This is a genomic window from Methylosinus sp. DMC45 (genome assembly GCF_056313885.1).
In genome coordinates this window covers 1-16,469 of record NZ_JBQUZK010000006.1, presented here as the reverse complement: position 1 = coordinate 16,469, position 16,469 = coordinate 1, and the positions used below count along the sequence as shown (strand labels likewise).

Below are 16,469 nucleotides of genomic sequence, written 5' to 3'. Positions count from 1 at the left end.
GAAATAGAGGCTTTGGTGGGCGATTTGTTTTTGCTGAGCGAAACGCAGATGGCGCGAATTTCCCCTCATTTTCCCTTGGCGCACGGCGTGCCGCGGGTGGACGACCGCCGCGTGGTCAGCGGGATCGTCTACGTCATCAAGAACGGCCTGCAATGGAAGGACGCCCCGAAGGAGTATGGGCCGCCCAAGACGCTCTATAATCGCTTCATCCGCTGGAGCCGGCTCGGCGTCTTCGATCGCATCTTCGCCGCGCTCGCAGGAGAAGGGCCGAAACCGGAGCGGATCATGATCGACTCCACTCATTTGAAGGCGCATCGGACGGCGGCGAGCCTCCTAAAAAAGGGGCTCTTTCCCGCTGTATCGGCCGCACGAAAGGCGGGCTGAACTCCAAGCTCCACGTCGTCTGCGACGGCGCCGGCAAGCCGCTCGTCATGATGCTGACCGAAGGGCAGATGAGCGATCACAAAGGCGCGAGGCTGATGCTCGACGCGCTGCCGCCGTCCTCGGCCCTGATCGCCGATCGCGGCTACGACAGCGACTGGTTTCGCCAGGCGCTCGCGGAGCGTGGGACCGAATCCTGCATTCCCCCGACGAAGAGCCGTAAGAAGCCACTCGATTACGACAAGGCGCTCTACCGGCAACGTCACAAGATCGAGAACCTCTTCGCCAAGCTCAAAGACTGGCGGCGCATCGCCACTCGTTACGATCGATGCGCGCACGCCTTCTTCTCGGCCGTATGCATTGCCGCCGCTGTCGCCTTCTATCTCAATCAATGAGTCCTGAGCCTAGAGGACTAGGTTGCTGGCGACACCCGTGGGACGCATTCGACCGTGCTGTCTATTTCATTGTTTTGTCGGGCTCGATGATCGGCCTCGTCGAGGACAGCGCTCTCGATCGCACGGAGCGGCGAACTCGGCGGCGCGGTAGACGTGGGCGCTGAGCCGCCCGCGCACCGTCCATAGGCACGCGGCGGCGGCGGCGAGGAGGTCGCCGCACGGAGATGCGGCTTGCGAGAGTCTGGACGCCGAGACGACCCCCGAGGTGGAGTTGCCGGATTCGATAGATTGGACCAAGATATAGCGTCGAAAATTGCGAACTCCGAAACACCAGTGCCGCCGCATTCCCGAAATTTCCTGTTCCTGACGGACTGTGATCCCGAGCTGGCGCGGCTTGGGGCCCTCGCGGAATGGGCGTTCCATCAGGACGCGCCGACCGCGCTCGGAAAACTGCGGCAATTCGCGGAGCACTTGGCCAAATCCCTGGCCGCGAGAAGCGGCCTCGCTCTCGATCGGCGCGCGAATCTCGATGAAACTCTGCGGACTTTGCAGCAGGAGGGCCGGCTTCCCCGGCAGGCCGGCGACGTGCTGCATTTCCTCCGGCGGGCCGGCAACGCGGCCTTGCACGAGAACGTCGGCACGCCGCAGCAGGCTTTGACCGGCCTGAAATTGGCTCATCAGCTCGGCGTTTGGCTCGTCCGCGTTCATGGCGCCGAGCGGAAAAGGACCATTGCGCCCTTCAGCCCTCCGGAGCCGCCGAGGAACGCGGCCGCGGAGCTCGCGGGCGAGATCGAGCGCCTACGCGCCCGTCTCGCCGCATCGGAAGGCGAGGCGGAAAGAGCCCGGCGGGAGGCCGACGAGGCCGCTCGCGCCCGGCTCGACGCCGAGTCGCTCGCCCGACGCGAGGCCGAGGAGCGGGCCGAATGGGAACGGCTGGCGACCGAGGATGCTTCGGCGCGCGAGGATGCGCAACGCGCGCTCGACCTGCTCCGAACGGAAGCGCAGACCCATGCACCGGCACAGCTCGCCTCGCTCCAGCAGGCGGCCGAGACCGCCGACGCCAATATCGAAATGGACGAGGCCGACACGCGGGTCTTGATCGATTCGAAGTTGGCGGCCGCGGGATGGACTGTCGATTCCGCGACGCTCCGATACGCGCGGGGCGCCCGCCCCGGCGACGCCGCCGCCATTGCCATCGCCGAATGGCCGACGGCGACCGGACCCGCCGACTACGCCCTTTTCATTGACGGCCGTTGCGTCGGCCTGATCGAAGCCAAGCGCGCGAGCAGGAATGTCCCGGCGGTCCTCGCTCAGACGGCGCGCTACGCCGAGGGCGTCGAGCTCTGGGACGCGCAGCGGCTCCCGCCGGAGATCGCCGGAGAGGCGCCGGGCGCGATCCCGTTCCTCTTCGCCGCCAATGGCCGTTCCTATGTCAAGCAAATGCCGACATTGTCGGGCGTCTGGTTCCGGGACGCACGCCGCGAGTTTAACCCCCCATTGCCGCTGAGCGACTGGTTCAGCCCCCAAGACCTGAAGGACAAGCTCGCCCAGGTCGCCGATGCGGCCAGCCTCGCCGCCGAGCCCTTCGATTACGCGGGCCTCTATCCCTTTCAGCAGGAGGCCGTCGTCGCGATCGAGGAGGCGATCGGCCGCGGCCAGCGCGACATTCTCGTCGCCATGGCGACCGGCACGGGCAAGACGCGCACCTGCATCGCCCTGATGTATCGACTGCTCAAGCACAAGCGCTTTCGGCGAATTCTCTTTCTGGTGGATCGCAATGCGCTCGGCGAGCAGACGCTTCGAGCGCTCGCCAATACCGAGCTCGAGGGGCTGCTGAAATTCTCCGAGAGCTACAATGTCGCCGGGCTCGACAAGCGGCTGCCGGACAAGGAGGACCGCGTCCATGTCGCCACGGTGCAGGCGATGGTGAAGCGCGTTCTGTCGCCGGACGGCGAGGACGGGCGGCCGACGCCAGGCGTCTACGATTGCATCGTCGTGGACGAGGCCCATCGCGGCTACACGCTCGATGCCGAGCTGCGCGAGGAGGATCTCGAGTTCCGCTCGCTCGACGATTATCTGTCGAAATATCGCCGGGTGCTGGACTATTTCGACGCGACGAAGATCGCTCTCACCGCGACGCCGGCCCTGCATACGGCGGAGATCTTCGGCGCGCCGGTCTATCGCTACGGCTATCGTCAGGCGGTGGTGGACGGCTATCTGATCGACCACGCCCCGCCGCGCCGCATCAAGACGGCTCTTGCCTTGGCCGGCATCACCTTCGCGGCGGGCGAGGATGTCGAGATCATCGATCCGCGCACCGGCCAGATCGACCTGTTCCAGACGCCGGATCAGGTCGAGTTCGAGGTCCAGGAATTCAACAAGAAAGTCTATTCGATCGAATTCAATCGCGTCGTCGCCGAAGCCATCGCCGCGGAGATTCCGCCGTCGGCGCCCGGCAAGACCCTGTTATTCGCGGCCCGCGACGATCACGCCGACACGCTCGTCGCGGAGCTGCGCGCCGCTCTCGAGACGGAATATGGCCCGCAGCCGCACGACCTCGTGCAGAAGATCACCGGCAAGGTCGATCGGCCGGGCGACCATATCCGCGCCTTCCGCAATGATCCCCGCCCGAAATACGTGGTGACGGTCGATCTGCTGACGACCGGCGTCGATGTGCCGGACATCTGCAATCTCGTCTTCGTGCGCCGCGTCAACAGCCGCATTCTCTATGACCAGATGATCGGGCGCGCGACTCGTCTCTCTCCGGCGATCGGCAAGGACATCTTCCGCATCTTCGATGCGGTGGACATATACGCCAATCTCCAGACCGTCACCGACATGCGCCCCGTCGTGGTCGATCCGAATATTCCGCTGGAGACGCTGCTCACCGATCTCCAGCGCGCGCCGACCGATGAGGATCGCAGCTTCGTCCGGGACGAGATCCTCGTGCGGCTCCGGCGCGCCTTCAAGCATCTGACCGACGCGCAGACGCAAGCGTTCACCCGGGTGGCCGGCATGCCGCCCCGCGATTTCCTCGCGCGCCTGCGCGCCGCGCCGCCGCATGAGGCTCCGGCCTGGCTCCAGGCCCAGGCGGGCGCCTTGGCGATCGCCGCCGGCGCGCGGCCCGCCGCCCGCGATCGCGGCGTCTTCATCTCCACCCATGCGGACGAGCTCGTCGCCGTAGAAGACGTCTTCGCCGGCGCGGCGAGCCCGGAGGACTTCATCTCCGCCTTCGAGCGCTTCGTGCGCGAGAATATGAACGCCTCCGCGGCCATGATCGCCGCGACCCAGCGCCCGCGCGAGCTCACCCGCAAGGAGCTGAAATCGCTCGCCGCCGAGCTGGACGAGCACGGCTTTTCGGAAGCGAGCCTGCGCCGTGCCTATGGCCGGGCCCGCAACGCGGATATCGCCGCCCATATCATCGGCTTCGTCCGCCAGGCGGCGCTCGGCGACCCGCTCGTCCCCTATGCCGCCCGCGTCGACACGGCGCTCGCCAAGATCGAAGCCTCGAAGCCCTGGACGCAGAAGCAGAAACAATGGCTGCGCCGGATCGGCCGCGTCCTGAAGGAGCAGCCCGTCGGCGACCGCGCCATTCTGGCGGAGCCGGCCTTCGCCGCCCAGGGTGGCTATGAGACCGTAAACGCCGAATTCGACCACCGCTTGCAGGATGTCCTCGCGGACCTCAACGAAGCAATTTGGAGCGCCCGTTTTGCGGGTTGAAATGTCTTTGACAATGTATCAGACTAGTCGGATGACCAGTCCGCGAGGAGCCGCCATGAAATCCTGGCCCGTGCAGGAAGCCAAAGCCCGATTTTCCGAGCTTTTGAACGCCTGCGAGCGGGAAGGGCCGCAAGTCGTCACGCGGCGCGGCGAGGAAACCGCAGTGCTCCTTCCGGTCGAGGAATGGCGCCGGCTGACCGCCTCCCGGCCCAGTCTCAAAACGCTTCTGCTCGCACCGCAAGCCCGTAGCGACGACCTGCCGCTCCCGAAACGAGGCGGAGGAAAACATCGGGCTTCGCCGGACTTTTGATCGATGTATCTTCTCGACACCAATGTCGTCTCGGAGCTGCGGCGAGCCAAGCCTCACGGCGCGGTCCTCGCTTGGCTCGAATCCGTCCCCGATTCCAGCCTGCGCCTCTCCGCGCTCACGCTCGGCGAAATCCAGGCGGGCGTCGAGAAGCTGCGCGCGCGCGATCGCGAAAAAGCCGAGGAAATCGAAAATTGGGCGGATCAGATCGAGCAGACTTTCGCGGTCGTCCCCGTCGACGCCAAGATTTTCCGCCTTCACGCGCGCTGGATGCACGCCCGGCCGGATCACTGCTATGAAGACGCGTTGATCGCCGCCACGGCGAAAATCCACGACCTCACCGTCGTCACCAGAAACGCCAAGGATTTCGCCCGCTACGACATTGCCTTGCTCGATCCCTTCACCTTTTCAGGCGGAAAATGAATCCCTCGTCCGACCTCGTCAACAAGCTCTGGCGCCTCTGCGCGGTCCTGCGCAAGGACGGCATCACCTATCAGCAATATGTCACCGAGCTGACCTATCTGCTGTTCCTGAAGATGCTGGCCGAGCGAAAGCTCGAGGAGAACAAGCTGCCGGAGGGCGCGCGCTGGCGCGATATCGTCGCGCAAGAAGGCGTCACGAGGCTCGCGCTCTATCGCCGCATATTGGCCGATCTCGGCGATCCGCAGAAGAAGCGCGACCGCACCGTGCAGGCGATCTTCGCCAATGCCGCGACCTTCATCCGCGAGCCGGTCAATCTCGACAAGCTCATCGCCGCCATCGACGATCTGCATTGGTTCACCGAGGAGCGCGATTCCTTCGGCGATCTTTATGAAGGCCTGTTGCAGAAGAACGCCGAGGAGACGAAGCGCGGCGCCGGGCAATATTTCACCCCGCGCGTGCTCATCGACCTGCTCGTGCGGCTCATGAAGCCCAAGGCCGGCGAGGTGATCCAGGACCCGGCGGCCGGCACCGGCGGCTTTCTCATCGCCGCCAATCGCTTCATCAAGGCGGAGACGGACGATCTCTTCACCCTCGCGCCGAAGCAGCAGGAGTTCCAGCTCCGCTACGCCCTCCATGGCATGGAGAATGTCGAGGGCGTCTATCGCCTGCTGCTGATGAATCTCTTTCTGCATGGCGTCGATAGCCTGCGCATCGAGCTCGGCGACACGCTCTCGCCGGCCGGCGCCGATCTCGAGAGCGCCGATCTCATCCTCACCAATCCGCCTTTCGGTCCGGCGGGCGGGCGGCCCTCGCGCGACGATCTCACCGTGACGGCGTCGGTCTCCTCCTATCAATTGCCCTTCGTCGAGCATTGCATCCGCAAGCTGAAAGCCGGAGGACGCGCCGCCGTCGTCGTGCCGGATAATGTCCTGTTCGAGGATGGGCGCGGGCGAGAATTGCGCCGCATGTTGATGGATCGTTGCGACCTGCACACGATCCTGCGCCTGCCGACCGGCATCTTCTACGCGCAGGGCGTGAAGACCAATGTGATCTTCTTTTCGAAGGGCGAGGGCGACAGCGGGCAGACGAGCCAAGTCTGGGTCTATGATTTGCGCGCCAACATGCCCGCCTTCGGCAAGACGAGCCCTTTGACGCCGGCGCATTTCGCCGAATTCGAGCAGGCCTTCGGCGACGATCCGCATGGCCGCGGCGCCCGCCGGGACGAAGGCGAGGAAGGGCGCTTCCGCTGCTTTTCCCGCGAGGACATCGCCGCGCGCGGCGACAATCTCGACCTCGCCTGGCTGCGCGACACGTCGAGCGACCCGGAAGATGCGATGAGCGAGCCGGAGGAGCTGATCAGCGCTATCCTCGGGCATCTCAGAAGCGCGCTCGCGGAGATCGAGGTTTTGAGCGAGGAGCTGGAGGAGAGCGAAGGGATCGCCGAGGCGGCGCAATGAAATCTCTGCCTTTATCAAATGTTGTCCAGTTCATTAACGGGGACAGAGGGAAAAATTATCCCGGCGATGATGTGCAAATGATTGAAGGGCATTGCTTATTCCTAAGCACGAGGAATGTCCGAAAGGGAGAATTCGATTTTTCCGACTGCCGGTTCATCTCTGAAGAAAAGCACATGCTCCTCGGAGGGGGCACCCTCGAGGCTGGCGATATCGTTCTCACAATTCGCGGCACGATCGGGAATACGGCAATTTACGATGAGCGCTGCAAATACCGCGTCGTGAGAATCAACTCCGCAATGATCATCGTTCGTCCGAGTCCGCAATATGAGGCACAATTTGTTCAGTGGTTCCTTCGTTCTCCTGCATTTCAGCAGTGGACCGACAATAGCCGTCGGGGCACAGCTCAACCGCATTTGCGGGCGGAGGATTTAGAAAAAGCCGCGATTCCTTTATGTTCGAGTGGGCAACAACGCCGCATCGTCGCCAAACTGGATGCGCTGGACGCGAGTGCGAAACGCGCCCGCGCCGATCTCGACCGCATCCCCACCCTCGTCGCCCACGCCAAACAGGCGATTTTGGAAAAAGAGTTTGCAGGGATTGCCGTGGCGTCGAAATGCCTGCGTGAGTTGACGTCCAAGATTGGAAGCGGCTCCACGCCTCATGGCGGCCGCGACGTGTATAAGGATGAAGGAACACCTTTCATTCGATCGCAAAACGTCCGCTTCGAAGGATTCCAGTCAGATGGACTGGCTTATATCGACGATGATGCCGCCCACGTTTTGCGAGGCGTCGAGACGAAATTTGGCGATGTCTTGTTCAATATTACTGGCGCATCGATTGGCCGTGTATGTCTCCTTCCCGAGGAAATGGAAGGCGCACGTGTGAGCCAACACGTCGCGATCATTCGGCCGACCCGGGAGATTTCGCCAGAATTTTTGGCGCTTTTCCTCCAAACGCCACATATCCAGGGCTGGGTTTTCAATGCGAATTACGGCGTTACGAGACAAGCGCTCACTAAATCGATGATCGAGGGCATTTCGACGCCCGTTCCAACATTACCTATGCAGGAACGCATCGTCCGCCGCATTGAAGCCGCCTTCGCGAAAATCGACCACATCGCCGCCGAGGCGGCTTCGGCGCGCGCGCTGCTCGATCGTCTGGATCAGGCGATCCTCGCCAAAGCCTTTCGTGGCGAGCTCGTCCCGCAGAACCCGAGCGACGAGCCGGCGGAAAAGCTCCTCGAGAAGATCAAAGCCGCGCGCGCCGCGCAGCCAGCCCGCAAGACCAGAAAAAAACAATTGTGAGACGACGCATATGACCACCTTCGACTCCACCAAAATCAGCCTGCCGCAAATCCTCGAGGACATCGTCGCCGGCAGAATTCAGCTGCCCGATTTTCAGCGCGGCTGGGTCTGGGACGACGAGCATGTGCGCTCTCTCCTCGTCTCGGTCGCGCGCTCCTTTCCGGTCGGCGCGATCATGCTGCTGGAGACGGGCGGCGAAGCGCGCTTCCAGACGCGGCCGGTCGAGAACCTCTCCTTCGACGGTCCCATTCCGGCGCCGCAATCGCTCATTCTCGACGGCCAGCAGCGCTTGACGACGCTGACGCAAGTGCTGAAGCGCTCCGGCCCGGTGAAGACCTTCAACGACAAGGGCGCGGAGATCGAGCGTTATTACTATATCGATATAGAAAAGGCGCTCGCCGACGACACATTCGAGGACGCCTTCTTCGCCGTGCCCGCCGACAAGAAGCTGAAGAGCGATTTCGATCGAAAGATCGACCTCGACCTCTCCGATCGCGCCAAAGAATGCGATAACTTCTGCTTCCCCTGCAATGAGCTGCTCGATACGCGCGCCTGGGAGAAAAAGCTTCTCGAACTCGCCCCTGGCAAGCTCGTCGATTTCTTCGACTTTCGAACCAAAGTTTCGGACGTGTTCCGCGCCTATCAAATTCCCATGATTAAATTGACGAAGGAGACGAGCAAGGAAGCCGTATGCCTCGTCTTCGAGAAGGTGAACACGGGCGGCGTCTCGCTCTCCGTCTTCGAGCTCGTCACCGCTTCCTTCGCCGCCGATAATTTCAACCTGCGCGACGATTGGTTCGGCAGCGCGCCGCGCAAGGTGGAAGGGCGGCAAAAGCGCCTGCACGCCGAGGCCAATCTGACATCGATCGAGCCGACCGATTTCCTCCAGGCGATCGCGCTGCTGCACACTTACGAAATCCGAAAGCTGGACCTCGCCAATGGCAAGACCGGCAAGGCGGTCTCCGCCGTCAGCGCCAAGCGCACGGCGATTTTGAATTTGAAGCTGACCACTTATCAGGAATGGGCGGATCGGTTGGAGTCGGGCTTCCGGCTGGCCGCGCGCTTCCTGCGCAAGGAGCTGGTTCTCTCGACCCGCGATCTGCCCTATCGCACGCAGGTCGTGCCGCTCGCCGCCGTGTTGAGCCATTTGCAGGATCGTTGGCTGGAGCCGCGGATTTACGAAAAGCTCAGCCGCTGGTTCTGGTGCGGCGTGTTCGGCGAGCTCTATGGCGGCGCCGTGGAGACCCGCATCGCCAATGATGTGGAGGAAATATTCGCCTGGATAGAGGGCGGCGCCGAGCCGCGAACGGTGACCGAGGCCAATTTCCAGCCGAACCGGCTGAACACGCTACGCTCGCGCCTTTCCGCCGCCTATAAGGGGCTCAATGTCCTGGTGCAGCGTGAAGGGTCGAAGGACCTGTTTTGGAAAGCGAGCATTCGCGATCTGGAGGCCGATGAAGTCGCGATCGACATTCATCATATCTTCCCCAAGCAATGGTGCGAGGAGCGAAACCTTCGCCCGGCCGATTACGACAGCATCATCAACAAGACGCCGATCTCCTATAAGGCGAATAGAATGATCGGTGGCCATGCGCCGTCCCAATATTTGCGGAAGCTTCAGGATCATAAGCAGGTGGGGCTCGACGACGATAGCATGAACCAATTGCTGGTCAGCCATCGGATCGACCCTGGCGCGTTGCGCAATGACGACTTCCGCGCCTTCTATCAGGCCCGCGGCGAGGCGCTTTGCGCGATCATCGCCGCCGCGATGGGGAAGACGATCGATGCGTCCATCGTGAAGTTCTTCAACGGATAGCGTCGGTTCTTGGAAGCCCGGTATCGGATCGACGGGCGCGATCGCGCTATTGTCGTCCCGTCAGCCGGTCTTCACGGCGGCGCGCGCGGATCGTCGTATTCCGATCGCAACCCCATTCTCGAACAAAAGCTCAATTCCCCGATCCTCGAGCGCCCGCTGGAGATCCAACAGGGTCCTGTCGTGCGGCACGGTCGCGCCGCGTTCGAATTCGGCGATTGTCCGGCGATTGACCAGGCAGGCGTCGGCGAGGTCCTGCTGCGAGAGGTTCAGCCACCCTCGGGCGGCTCGGAGCTGCGCGGCGGAAAGGGCGGGGATGGGTTGCTTAGTCAACACCTGTTAACTATAAAGCATGCCATTTAGTGCGTCAATTCCTATTTTGTGATCTAAGCAGTGCGTGCTCTCGAGCAAAAGGAGTGAAGAGACATGCCTGCCAACTGTAATCAGCCCCTGCGTCCCGAGCCTGTCCGTTGCAGCGACGCGCTCACCCAAGCGCCCGCGCCGCCGTCCTCAGCGCGGTCGCGACGAAGTTTCCGCCGGAGCCGCTTTTCGATCCGGCGCTCTCCCGCGTGCTGTCGACCTGCGCATCGGTGGTGAAGCGACATGGCCGCCCTGGACGATTTGCTGCGCATCATCGCGCCGCCCGACGAACGCACCCCGGCGGATCGCCGAGTCGCCGCCATTCATGAGGCGGGTCACTGCGTCGCCTATCGGGAAGCCGGAATGCAGATCGTCTCGGTCTCGATCATCCCGCGCGGTGCATCGGGAGGGGAGACCCGCGCCGTCGGGCGACGACCCGAATTCCCGACCAGGGCCGATCTCGACGCCGGCGTGATGATCCTGCTCGCCGGACGCGCCGCAGAAGAAGCCATTCTCGGCGCGGCGTCGACCGGCGCGGTGGCGGATCTCGCAGTGACGACGCGCGCGCTCGCCGAGGGCCACGCCGCGCATGGGCTGGGGGAGACGCTGTTGCATCGAAGCGATGTGGCCGCATCGCTCGCTTATGATCGCGAGCTGCGCGACCTCGTCGAGGCCGACCTCTCCCGTCTGTATGCGCAATCGCGCGCCCTGATGCGCCGGCGGCGCGCCGATGTCGAGCAGATCGCCGAGGCGCTGCTCGCGCGGAGATTTCTTACCGGCGAGGATGTCGCGGCCCTCGTCACGGCCTCCGGAGGCCGCGGCCGCGACCCGAAAACGCGCAGGAGGGACGCATGAGCAAAGACGGCGACCTTCTCGACGACGTCGTCGCCCGCCTCTGGCGGGTGCGCGAGCGACTCGGCCCCGACGTCTACCGCGCCGCTGCGAGGGCCGCCCTGCGCGCTATTGCGGTCGCCGTCCTCGATGAGGCAGAGAGACGCACCGGTATGGATCGCGTTTCTGGCGTGATCCTGCGTTTCCCACAGGGAGTGCTGCGGGAGAAGGGTGATCACTCCCGCTAGTCTGTCCATGATGCAAAGCCTATTCGGCGCGACCCATCTGCTGTGGTCGGAAGGCGCCACGAGCGGACATCTTCAGAAACGATCGACAGCTCCTCCCTGGCCACGACCGAGCCCTTGCAGACGGGGCGAAATTCCACCATCGTTGCTCGAATGTGAGCGAGAATTGGGAGCGATTATTGAATTTGATGTTTTATTTGCCGCTGATGGCAGCCGCGCCGATCGTAATCGTCGTCGCCGGTGACGCCGCGTCCTCGACTCCCAGCCTATGCGATGGAGATGAGGAGATCGTTTTCTCGTGCCAAACCCGCAAAGGGGTCGCTTCGATATGTCTTAGCCGAGGCGAGCGCGCCTCCAAGCTGCAATATCGCTTCGGGGCCCGAGCGCATGTCGAGCTGTCCTACCCGGAGGACGAGGCAACACCGCGTGATGCTCTGGCGGATACGATGACATTTTCTGGCGGCGGAGGCGCCTTTATTCAATTCAACAAAGGACAATTCCGCTATTCCATATTCACGGCCATCGGTCGATGGGGGAAAGGCGGACACAGCCGCGAAATCGCCGGCGTCGCGGTCGCGCGCGGCGATAGCGAGGTCGTGAACCTGCCCTGCGTGGGCGGCAGCGAGTCGAAGCTGGGGCCGGATCTCTTCGAGTCGCTCGACATCCGAGCCGGCGTCTCCGGCGGCAAATCGGAGGGATTCGTCATTCCCGACGCTTTTCTGGCGAAGCAATGAGGGTGTTATGGTCCATCCTGTGCGTCAGGTGTTGCCGATTTCCTCGATGGCGCTTCACAAGATCATGAAGCACGCGCCGGTGCGGTTTCTGAAGCCGCTCAACGTCGCAATGCTAACCTATCAGATCAATTCGCCGAAGCGCGTTGCGGCCTTCCTGTCGCAGCTCGCCGTGGAGAGCAACGAGCTCAGGCACACGCATGAGCTATGGACCAGCCACGAGAAATTCAGATTGGCCGGCGTCGCGCGAAAGGCGCATACCGCGACTTCCAAGGAAGATTACTTCAAGTATTGGTACGGCAATCGCGCCGACCTCGGAAATACCACCGCCGAGGACGGGTTCACATATCGCGGACGCGGGGCGATCCAAATCACAGGCAAGAGCAATTACGAGAAAATTGGTGTCGGCATAGGCAGGCCGTTGAAAGACAAACCCGACTTGCTTGAGATCGACATGAACGTCGACATGCTGGCGTCCGCGTATTTTTTTGCCAAGTTGAAGCATCTCAATCGCATCGCGGACCAAGTTGACCCTGATGACGAGCACAGCATCAAACTCATCAATTTGAAGCTCACACTCGCAGTCAATGGCGGTCACAATGCGCAGCGCGAACGGCTAGGTTATTACACCAAGGCCCTCGCATCCCTTCACGCCTGAGTGTGCCGCCGAGCATGTTTCCGCAAGCCCCAGGAGCCGCCGTTCCCACCACTCGGAGGTGGAACTGAATTTTAGGTATCGATTTTACAATCAACGTCGATATCCTTGATAGCATAGGAAAACGCGATGGCTAAGAGTCTAGAGGACGCCTTGCAGGTTGTCGTCTCAGAAAAGCTCAGCTCGGTGACCTTCGTGATGGATTATTGGCAGCTCGCCTTCGATGTTCCTCTCTTGACGGTCTTGACTCGCGCGACCGTCAGAGAAAAGGCTTGGCAAGCATCGGACGGAGATGATGAATTTCGCAATCGGTTATGCGATTGCATCGGCCATGTCGTGAGCGCTGTGGACTTCCGACCGGGCGTATGCATTCTCTTTCGATTTGAGCAAGGCCTCAGCATCGAGGTTTCTCTCCGCGAACAAGATTACTGTTGCGCCGAGGCGATAATATTCTATCCATGCGGCGTTGGCGGAGAAATCTATATCGTCTAGCGAAGCAATAACTTTGTCTTTCGTCGGAACATCCATGGCGCGTCAGGCTTTCGATAGCTGAAGCCCCGACGAGGTCGCTTTTTTAGTCGAACGATGCCGATTCCCCGAACGCCCGCTTCGGCATCAAATGCGGCAATCGCAAAGGCGCGGACGGTTTCCCTTCGGGCAGACAACCCCTGAAGCGTTTCGCGTACCATCGCCTTCATCGTTCACTCCCATTTCCCCCGTATTTTCGCCCGCACATCGGCCCGCAGCCCACCTCCGGCGAGACGCTCGCCCGCCACCACCGCTGCCGCGGCCGGCCAGCTCACGCAGTCGAAACGCCCCAGCATTTCCGCCGGAATGAAGCGCGTTCGCGCGGCGTAGACATGCCGGTCGCCCTGCGCCGGCTGGCCATGGGTGAAAAATCGCTGCGGCGTCACCAGCCGCAGACTGTCCTTCGCGCGCGTCATCGCGACATAGAGCAGCCGGCGCTCCTCCTCTATCTCCGCCGCCGTTCCCGTCGCGAGATCGGAGGGGATGCAGCCGTCGACGCAGTTCAGCACGAAGACCGACTTCCACTCCTGCCCTTTGGCGGAATGGATCGTCGAGAGGATGAGATAATCCTCGTCGCGCAGCGGCGGGCCGGCCTCGTCGCTGGTCGCATCCGGCGGGTCGAGCGTCAGCTCGGTGAGAAAGCGCTCCCGCGAGGGATAGCAGGCGGCGATCTGCTCGAGCTGGACGAGATCGGCGAGGCGGCTCGGCGCGTCCTCGTGAAGGCGCTCGAGATGCGGCTCATACCAGCGGCGCGCCGCTTCCATTTCCGCCGGCCAGCCTTCTCTCGCATGGAGCACTTGCAGCGTCGCGACGAGGCCGCGCCACTCCTCGCCGGCGCGCGGCGGCGTCGGCGCCTCGGAGAGGCAGGCGAGCGGGTCCGGGCGCTCGATGAGGAAGTCGAGAATCTTCTGCGCGGACGAGGGGCCGACGCCGGGCAGGACTTGCAGAATGCGAAAGCCGGCGACGCGATCGCGCGGGTTCTGAGCGAAGCGCAGCAAAGCGAGCACATCCTTCACATGGGCGCTGTCGAGGAACTTCAACCCGCCGAATTTCACGAAGGGAATGTTGCGGCGCGCGAGCTCCAGCTCCAACATGGCGCTGTGATGCGAGGCGCGGAACAGCGCCGCCTGCTGTTTCAGCGTCATGCCGGCTTCGCGCGCCTCCAGCACGCGCTCGGCGATGAAACGCGCCTGATCGCTCTCGTCGCGCACGGCGACGAGCTGCGGCCGCTCCGCAGAGCGGCGCTCGGTCCATAGGTTCTTGGCGTAGCGCTCGGCGGCGAGCAAGATGACGGCGTTGGCCGCGGCGAGGATCGGCTCGGTCGAGCGATAATTGCGGTCGAGCGTGACGATTTTCGCCGGCGGCGTGAAGCTCTTCGGAAATTCCAGAATGTTGCGCACAGTGGCGGCGCGGAAGGAATAGATGGATTGCGCATCGTCGCCGACGACAGTGAGCCCCCGGCCCTTGGGCTTCAAGGCGAGCAGGATGGAGGCCTGGAGGCGATTTGTGTCCTGATATTCGTCGACGAGAATGTGATCGAAGCGGCCGCCGATCTCCTCCGCGAGGGCTTCGTCCTGCATCATCTGCGCCCAATAGAGCAGGAGATCATCGTAATCGAGCACATTCTGCGCCTGCTTCGCCTCGACATAGGCGGCGAATAAGCGGTGCAGCTCGTCATGCCAGCGGGCGCACCAGGGGAAGGCGCCGAGCAGCGCCTGCTCGAGCGGAATTTCGGCGTTCACGGCGCGGGAGTAGATCGAAAGACACGTGCCCTTGGTGGGGAAGCGGCTCTCGGTCTTGGAGAAGCCGAGCTCGTGGCGGATCAGATTCATCAGATCGGCGGAGTCTTCGCGATCATGGATGGTGAAGGCGGGATCGAGGCCGATGGCGCCGGCATATTCACGCAGCAGCCTCGCGCCGATCGCGTGAAACGTGCCCGCCCAGGCGAGGACATCGCCGCCGCCCTTTGCGCCCAGCGCCTCGGCGCAGATGCGCTCGACCCGACGCGCCATCTCGGCGGCGGCGCGGCGGGAGAAGGTCATCAGCAGCATTCGCTGCGGATCGGCGCCCCGGACGATGAGATGCGCGACCCGATGGGCAAGCGTGTTCGTCTTGCCGGAGCCGGCGCCAGCGATGATGAGCAGCGGACCGCCGGCGGAGGCCGACGAGCGGTCAGCAAGGCCGTGCTCGACGGCGCGGCGTTGTTCGGCGTTGAGCTTTTCGAGATAGGCGACGGCGGTTATGGGCGAATCGGCAGGGTGAGCGGGCCGGTGGACTGAACCACAATTCTTGTTTTGTTCGCAATGGCGGCGCGTCTAGCGGGAAGGCCCGTCACAGATTTTCGTAGGCGTCATGAGTGGATGCGCGGAGAGATAAGGCCCCGTCGGGCGTCGGAGTTCGTTTCACTCGCCTCCTGGAGCGAGGCGGGTTGGTTAGCGGCTGCGTTGCGGGGCATAGTCTCGTTCATTGGTCCGGCATCGCGCAGTCCAGCGCTTTGAGGGCGTCCAATGCGTAAGCCGAATAGGCGTGGCCGCGACCGAGACGCCGTAGGATGTCCAGATCGCCGCGATCTCCCAAGCAGCCGATTGTATCGAAAGCCAGGATCGGTCCCCACTCGATCATGGGAGCCTGATGGAAATACTCTACCTCGCACGCCTCTTCCAGGAACCTGCGAGCAAGCCGCAGGCATTCGACCGGATAAATCCGCCGAACGTCGAGCGGCTCGTAGGGCATCTTCACGTCGCCCCCGTGCTCGGTCATCGCGGCGTGGACTTCCGACAGACAGCCGATCACGAGGCCCGCGGGCGACGCCTCCAAATTCGCCCAGGCCCGCCCAGCCGCGGCCAGGTCGCCGGGCCGGCCGGATTCCGCGGCAAAGACCAGCACCCGGATTTCGTTGAGACAGATCTCGCGGGACTCGACACCGTCGGACGGCGGCAGGAGCGCGCCGTGACGCCCGAAGAATCTGAGGCTTTTCGTGAACGTGTGCCATTCATCCTGGGGGAATACGTTGGTCCTGTCCGGCAGCAATGTAAAACGCGCAAAAAGATCGGCATCCGTAGGATCGTCGAGCTTCAGAACCTCATCGCAGATCCATTTCAAGCTGATGCTGTGTTTTATCTCGACCGAGCCCAGCGCCCGCCGGTAAATCATGTGACGCTCGTGCTCCTCGAGGGCGTAGATTTCCTCGCAGTAGATGCCGTTGAAGGGATGATCGAACATCCGCGTGTAGACAGACAGGGCTAGGCTCAGGACCTATTAATTTCGAGTGAGGCGTGATTCAAGGTCTCCGAAATAGAGGCTTTGGTGGGCGATTTGT

Annotated in this window: 15 protein-coding genes; 13 read left to right on the top strand and 2 right to left on the bottom strand. The window is 62.8% G+C overall.

Annotation, left to right across the window (positions count from 1 at the left end):
* Positions 1 to 15 precede the first annotated feature (15 nt).
* The 13 genes from ACT53T_RS02610 to ACT53T_RS02550 all read left to right on the top strand — a co-directional run bounded on the left by ACT53T_RS02610 (position 16) and on the right by ACT53T_RS02550 (position 13,114).
* Positions 16 to 776 (top strand): IS5 family transposase gene (locus ACT53T_RS02610; RefSeq protein WP_476159892.1). Its coding sequence is split into 2 segments (ribosomal slippage): positions 16 to 349 and positions 349 to 776, totalling 762 coding nucleotides; the frame shifts between segments, so codons are not numbered across the junction.
* A gap of 333 nt (positions 777 to 1,109) precedes the next feature.
* The gene (hsdR, locus tag ACT53T_RS02605; RefSeq protein ID WP_476159890.1) at positions 1,110 to 4,496 is read left to right on the top strand and encodes a type I restriction-modification system endonuclease; all 3,387 of its coding nucleotides are present in this window, start codon (positions 1,110 to 1,112) and stop codon (positions 4,494 to 4,496) included.
* Between the two features lie 55 nt (positions 4,497 to 4,551).
* Positions 4,552 to 4,806, top strand: a complete 255-nt coding sequence (locus ACT53T_RS02600; protein ID WP_476159889.1) for a type II toxin-antitoxin system Phd/YefM family antitoxin — start codon at positions 4,552 to 4,554, stop codon at positions 4,804 to 4,806.
* 3 nt (positions 4,807 to 4,809) lie between these two features.
* A complete protein-coding gene (locus ACT53T_RS02595; protein WP_476159888.1) occupies positions 4,810 to 5,226 on the top strand; it encodes a PIN domain-containing protein in 417 nt (138 codons plus the stop codon).
* Positions 5,223 to 6,683 (top strand): class I SAM-dependent DNA methyltransferase, encoded by a 1,461-nt coding sequence (locus ACT53T_RS02590; protein ID WP_476159887.1) that lies wholly within the window; start codon positions 5,223 to 5,225, stop codon positions 6,681 to 6,683. Before ACT53T_RS02595 ends, ACT53T_RS02590 begins: the two co-directional genes overlap by 4 nt.
* Complete coding sequence (locus ACT53T_RS02585) at positions 6,680 to 7,987, top strand: restriction endonuclease subunit S (protein WP_476159885.1); 1,308 nt, start codon at positions 6,680 to 6,682, stop codon at positions 7,985 to 7,987. The genes ACT53T_RS02590 and ACT53T_RS02585 overlap by 4 nt, the downstream gene beginning before the upstream one ends.
* Before the next feature lie 10 nt (positions 7,988 to 7,997).
* Positions 7,998 to 9,803 carry a GmrSD restriction endonuclease domain-containing protein gene (locus tag ACT53T_RS02580; protein WP_476159884.1) on the top strand — a complete coding sequence of 602 codons (1,806 nt, stop codon included), beginning with the start codon at positions 7,998 to 8,000 and terminating at the stop codon, positions 9,801 to 9,803.
* Between the two features lie 9 nt (positions 9,804 to 9,812).
* A complete protein-coding gene (locus ACT53T_RS02575) occupies positions 9,813 to 10,163 on the top strand; it encodes a hypothetical protein (RefSeq protein WP_476159883.1) in 351 nt (116 codons plus the stop codon).
* A gap of 240 nt (positions 10,164 to 10,403) precedes the next feature.
* On the top strand, positions 10,404 to 11,015 hold the full coding sequence (locus ACT53T_RS02570; protein ID WP_476159881.1) for a hypothetical protein: 612 nt from the start codon (positions 10,404 to 10,406) through the stop codon (positions 11,013 to 11,015).
* Positions 11,012 to 11,239 (top strand): hypothetical protein, encoded by a 228-nt coding sequence (locus ACT53T_RS02565; protein ID WP_476159880.1) that lies wholly within the window; start codon positions 11,012 to 11,014, stop codon positions 11,237 to 11,239. Before ACT53T_RS02570 ends, ACT53T_RS02565 begins: the two co-directional genes overlap by 4 nt.
* A 152-nt stretch (positions 11,240 to 11,391) precedes the next feature.
* Positions 11,392 to 11,970, top strand: a complete 579-nt coding sequence (locus ACT53T_RS02560; RefSeq protein WP_476159878.1) for a hypothetical protein — start codon at positions 11,392 to 11,394, stop codon at positions 11,968 to 11,970.
* A gap of 7 nt (positions 11,971 to 11,977) precedes the next feature.
* Positions 11,978 to 12,625 (top strand): glycoside hydrolase family 19 protein, encoded by a 648-nt coding sequence (locus ACT53T_RS02555; protein ID WP_476159877.1) that lies wholly within the window; start codon positions 11,978 to 11,980, stop codon positions 12,623 to 12,625.
* A 126-nt stretch (positions 12,626 to 12,751) separates the two neighbouring features.
* Positions 12,752 to 13,114: a hypothetical protein gene (locus ACT53T_RS02550; RefSeq protein ID WP_476159876.1), complete on the top strand. Its 363-nt coding sequence runs from the start codon at positions 12,752 to 12,754 to the stop codon at positions 13,112 to 13,114.
* Between the two features lie 209 nt (positions 13,115 to 13,323).
* Here the strand turns inward: ACT53T_RS02550 and ACT53T_RS02545 are convergent, their stop codons facing one another.
* Positions 13,324 to 15,393, bottom strand: coding sequence for an ATP-dependent helicase (locus ACT53T_RS02545; protein ID WP_476159913.1), 2,070 nt, complete (start codon positions 15,391 to 15,393; stop codon positions 13,324 to 13,326).
* Positions 15,394 to 15,613: 220 nt separating this feature from the next.
* Positions 15,614 to 16,372 carry a hypothetical protein gene (locus ACT53T_RS02540; protein WP_476159875.1) on the bottom strand — a complete coding sequence of 253 codons (759 nt, stop codon included), beginning with the start codon at positions 16,370 to 16,372 and terminating at the stop codon, positions 15,614 to 15,616.
* Positions 16,373 to 16,469: the final 97 nt, after the last annotated feature.

Excerpts from the sequence above, each read along its gene's own strand:
- ACT53T_RS02600 (WP_476159889.1), top strand. The coding sequence starts at position 4,552 with ATGAAATCCTGGCCCGTGCAGGAAGCCAAAGCCCGATTTTCCGAGCTT.
- ACT53T_RS02595 (WP_476159888.1), top strand. The coding sequence starts at position 4,810 with ATGTATCTTCTCGACACCAATGTCGTCTCGGAGCTGCGGCGAGCCAAG.
- ACT53T_RS02590 (WP_476159887.1), top strand. The coding sequence starts at position 5,223 with ATGAATCCCTCGTCCGACCTCGTCAACAAGCTCTGGCGCCTCTGCGCG.
- ACT53T_RS02585 (WP_476159885.1), top strand. The coding sequence starts at position 6,680 with ATGAAATCTCTGCCTTTATCAAATGTTGTCCAGTTCATTAACGGGGAC.
- ACT53T_RS02580 (WP_476159884.1), top strand. The coding sequence starts at position 7,998 with ATGACCACCTTCGACTCCACCAAAATCAGCCTGCCGCAAATCCTCGAG.
- ACT53T_RS02570 (WP_476159881.1), top strand. The coding sequence starts at position 10,404 with ATGGCCGCCCTGGACGATTTGCTGCGCATCATCGCGCCGCCCGACGAA.
- ACT53T_RS02565 (WP_476159880.1), top strand. The coding sequence starts at position 11,012 with ATGAGCAAAGACGGCGACCTTCTCGACGACGTCGTCGCCCGCCTCTGG.
- ACT53T_RS02555 (WP_476159877.1), top strand. The coding sequence starts at position 11,978 with ATGGTCCATCCTGTGCGTCAGGTGTTGCCGATTTCCTCGATGGCGCTT.
- ACT53T_RS02550 (WP_476159876.1), top strand. The coding sequence starts at position 12,752 with ATGGCTAAGAGTCTAGAGGACGCCTTGCAGGTTGTCGTCTCAGAAAAG.
- ACT53T_RS02540 (WP_476159875.1), bottom strand. The coding sequence starts at position 16,372 with ATGTTCGATCATCCCTTCAACGGCATCTACTGCGAGGAAATCTACGCC.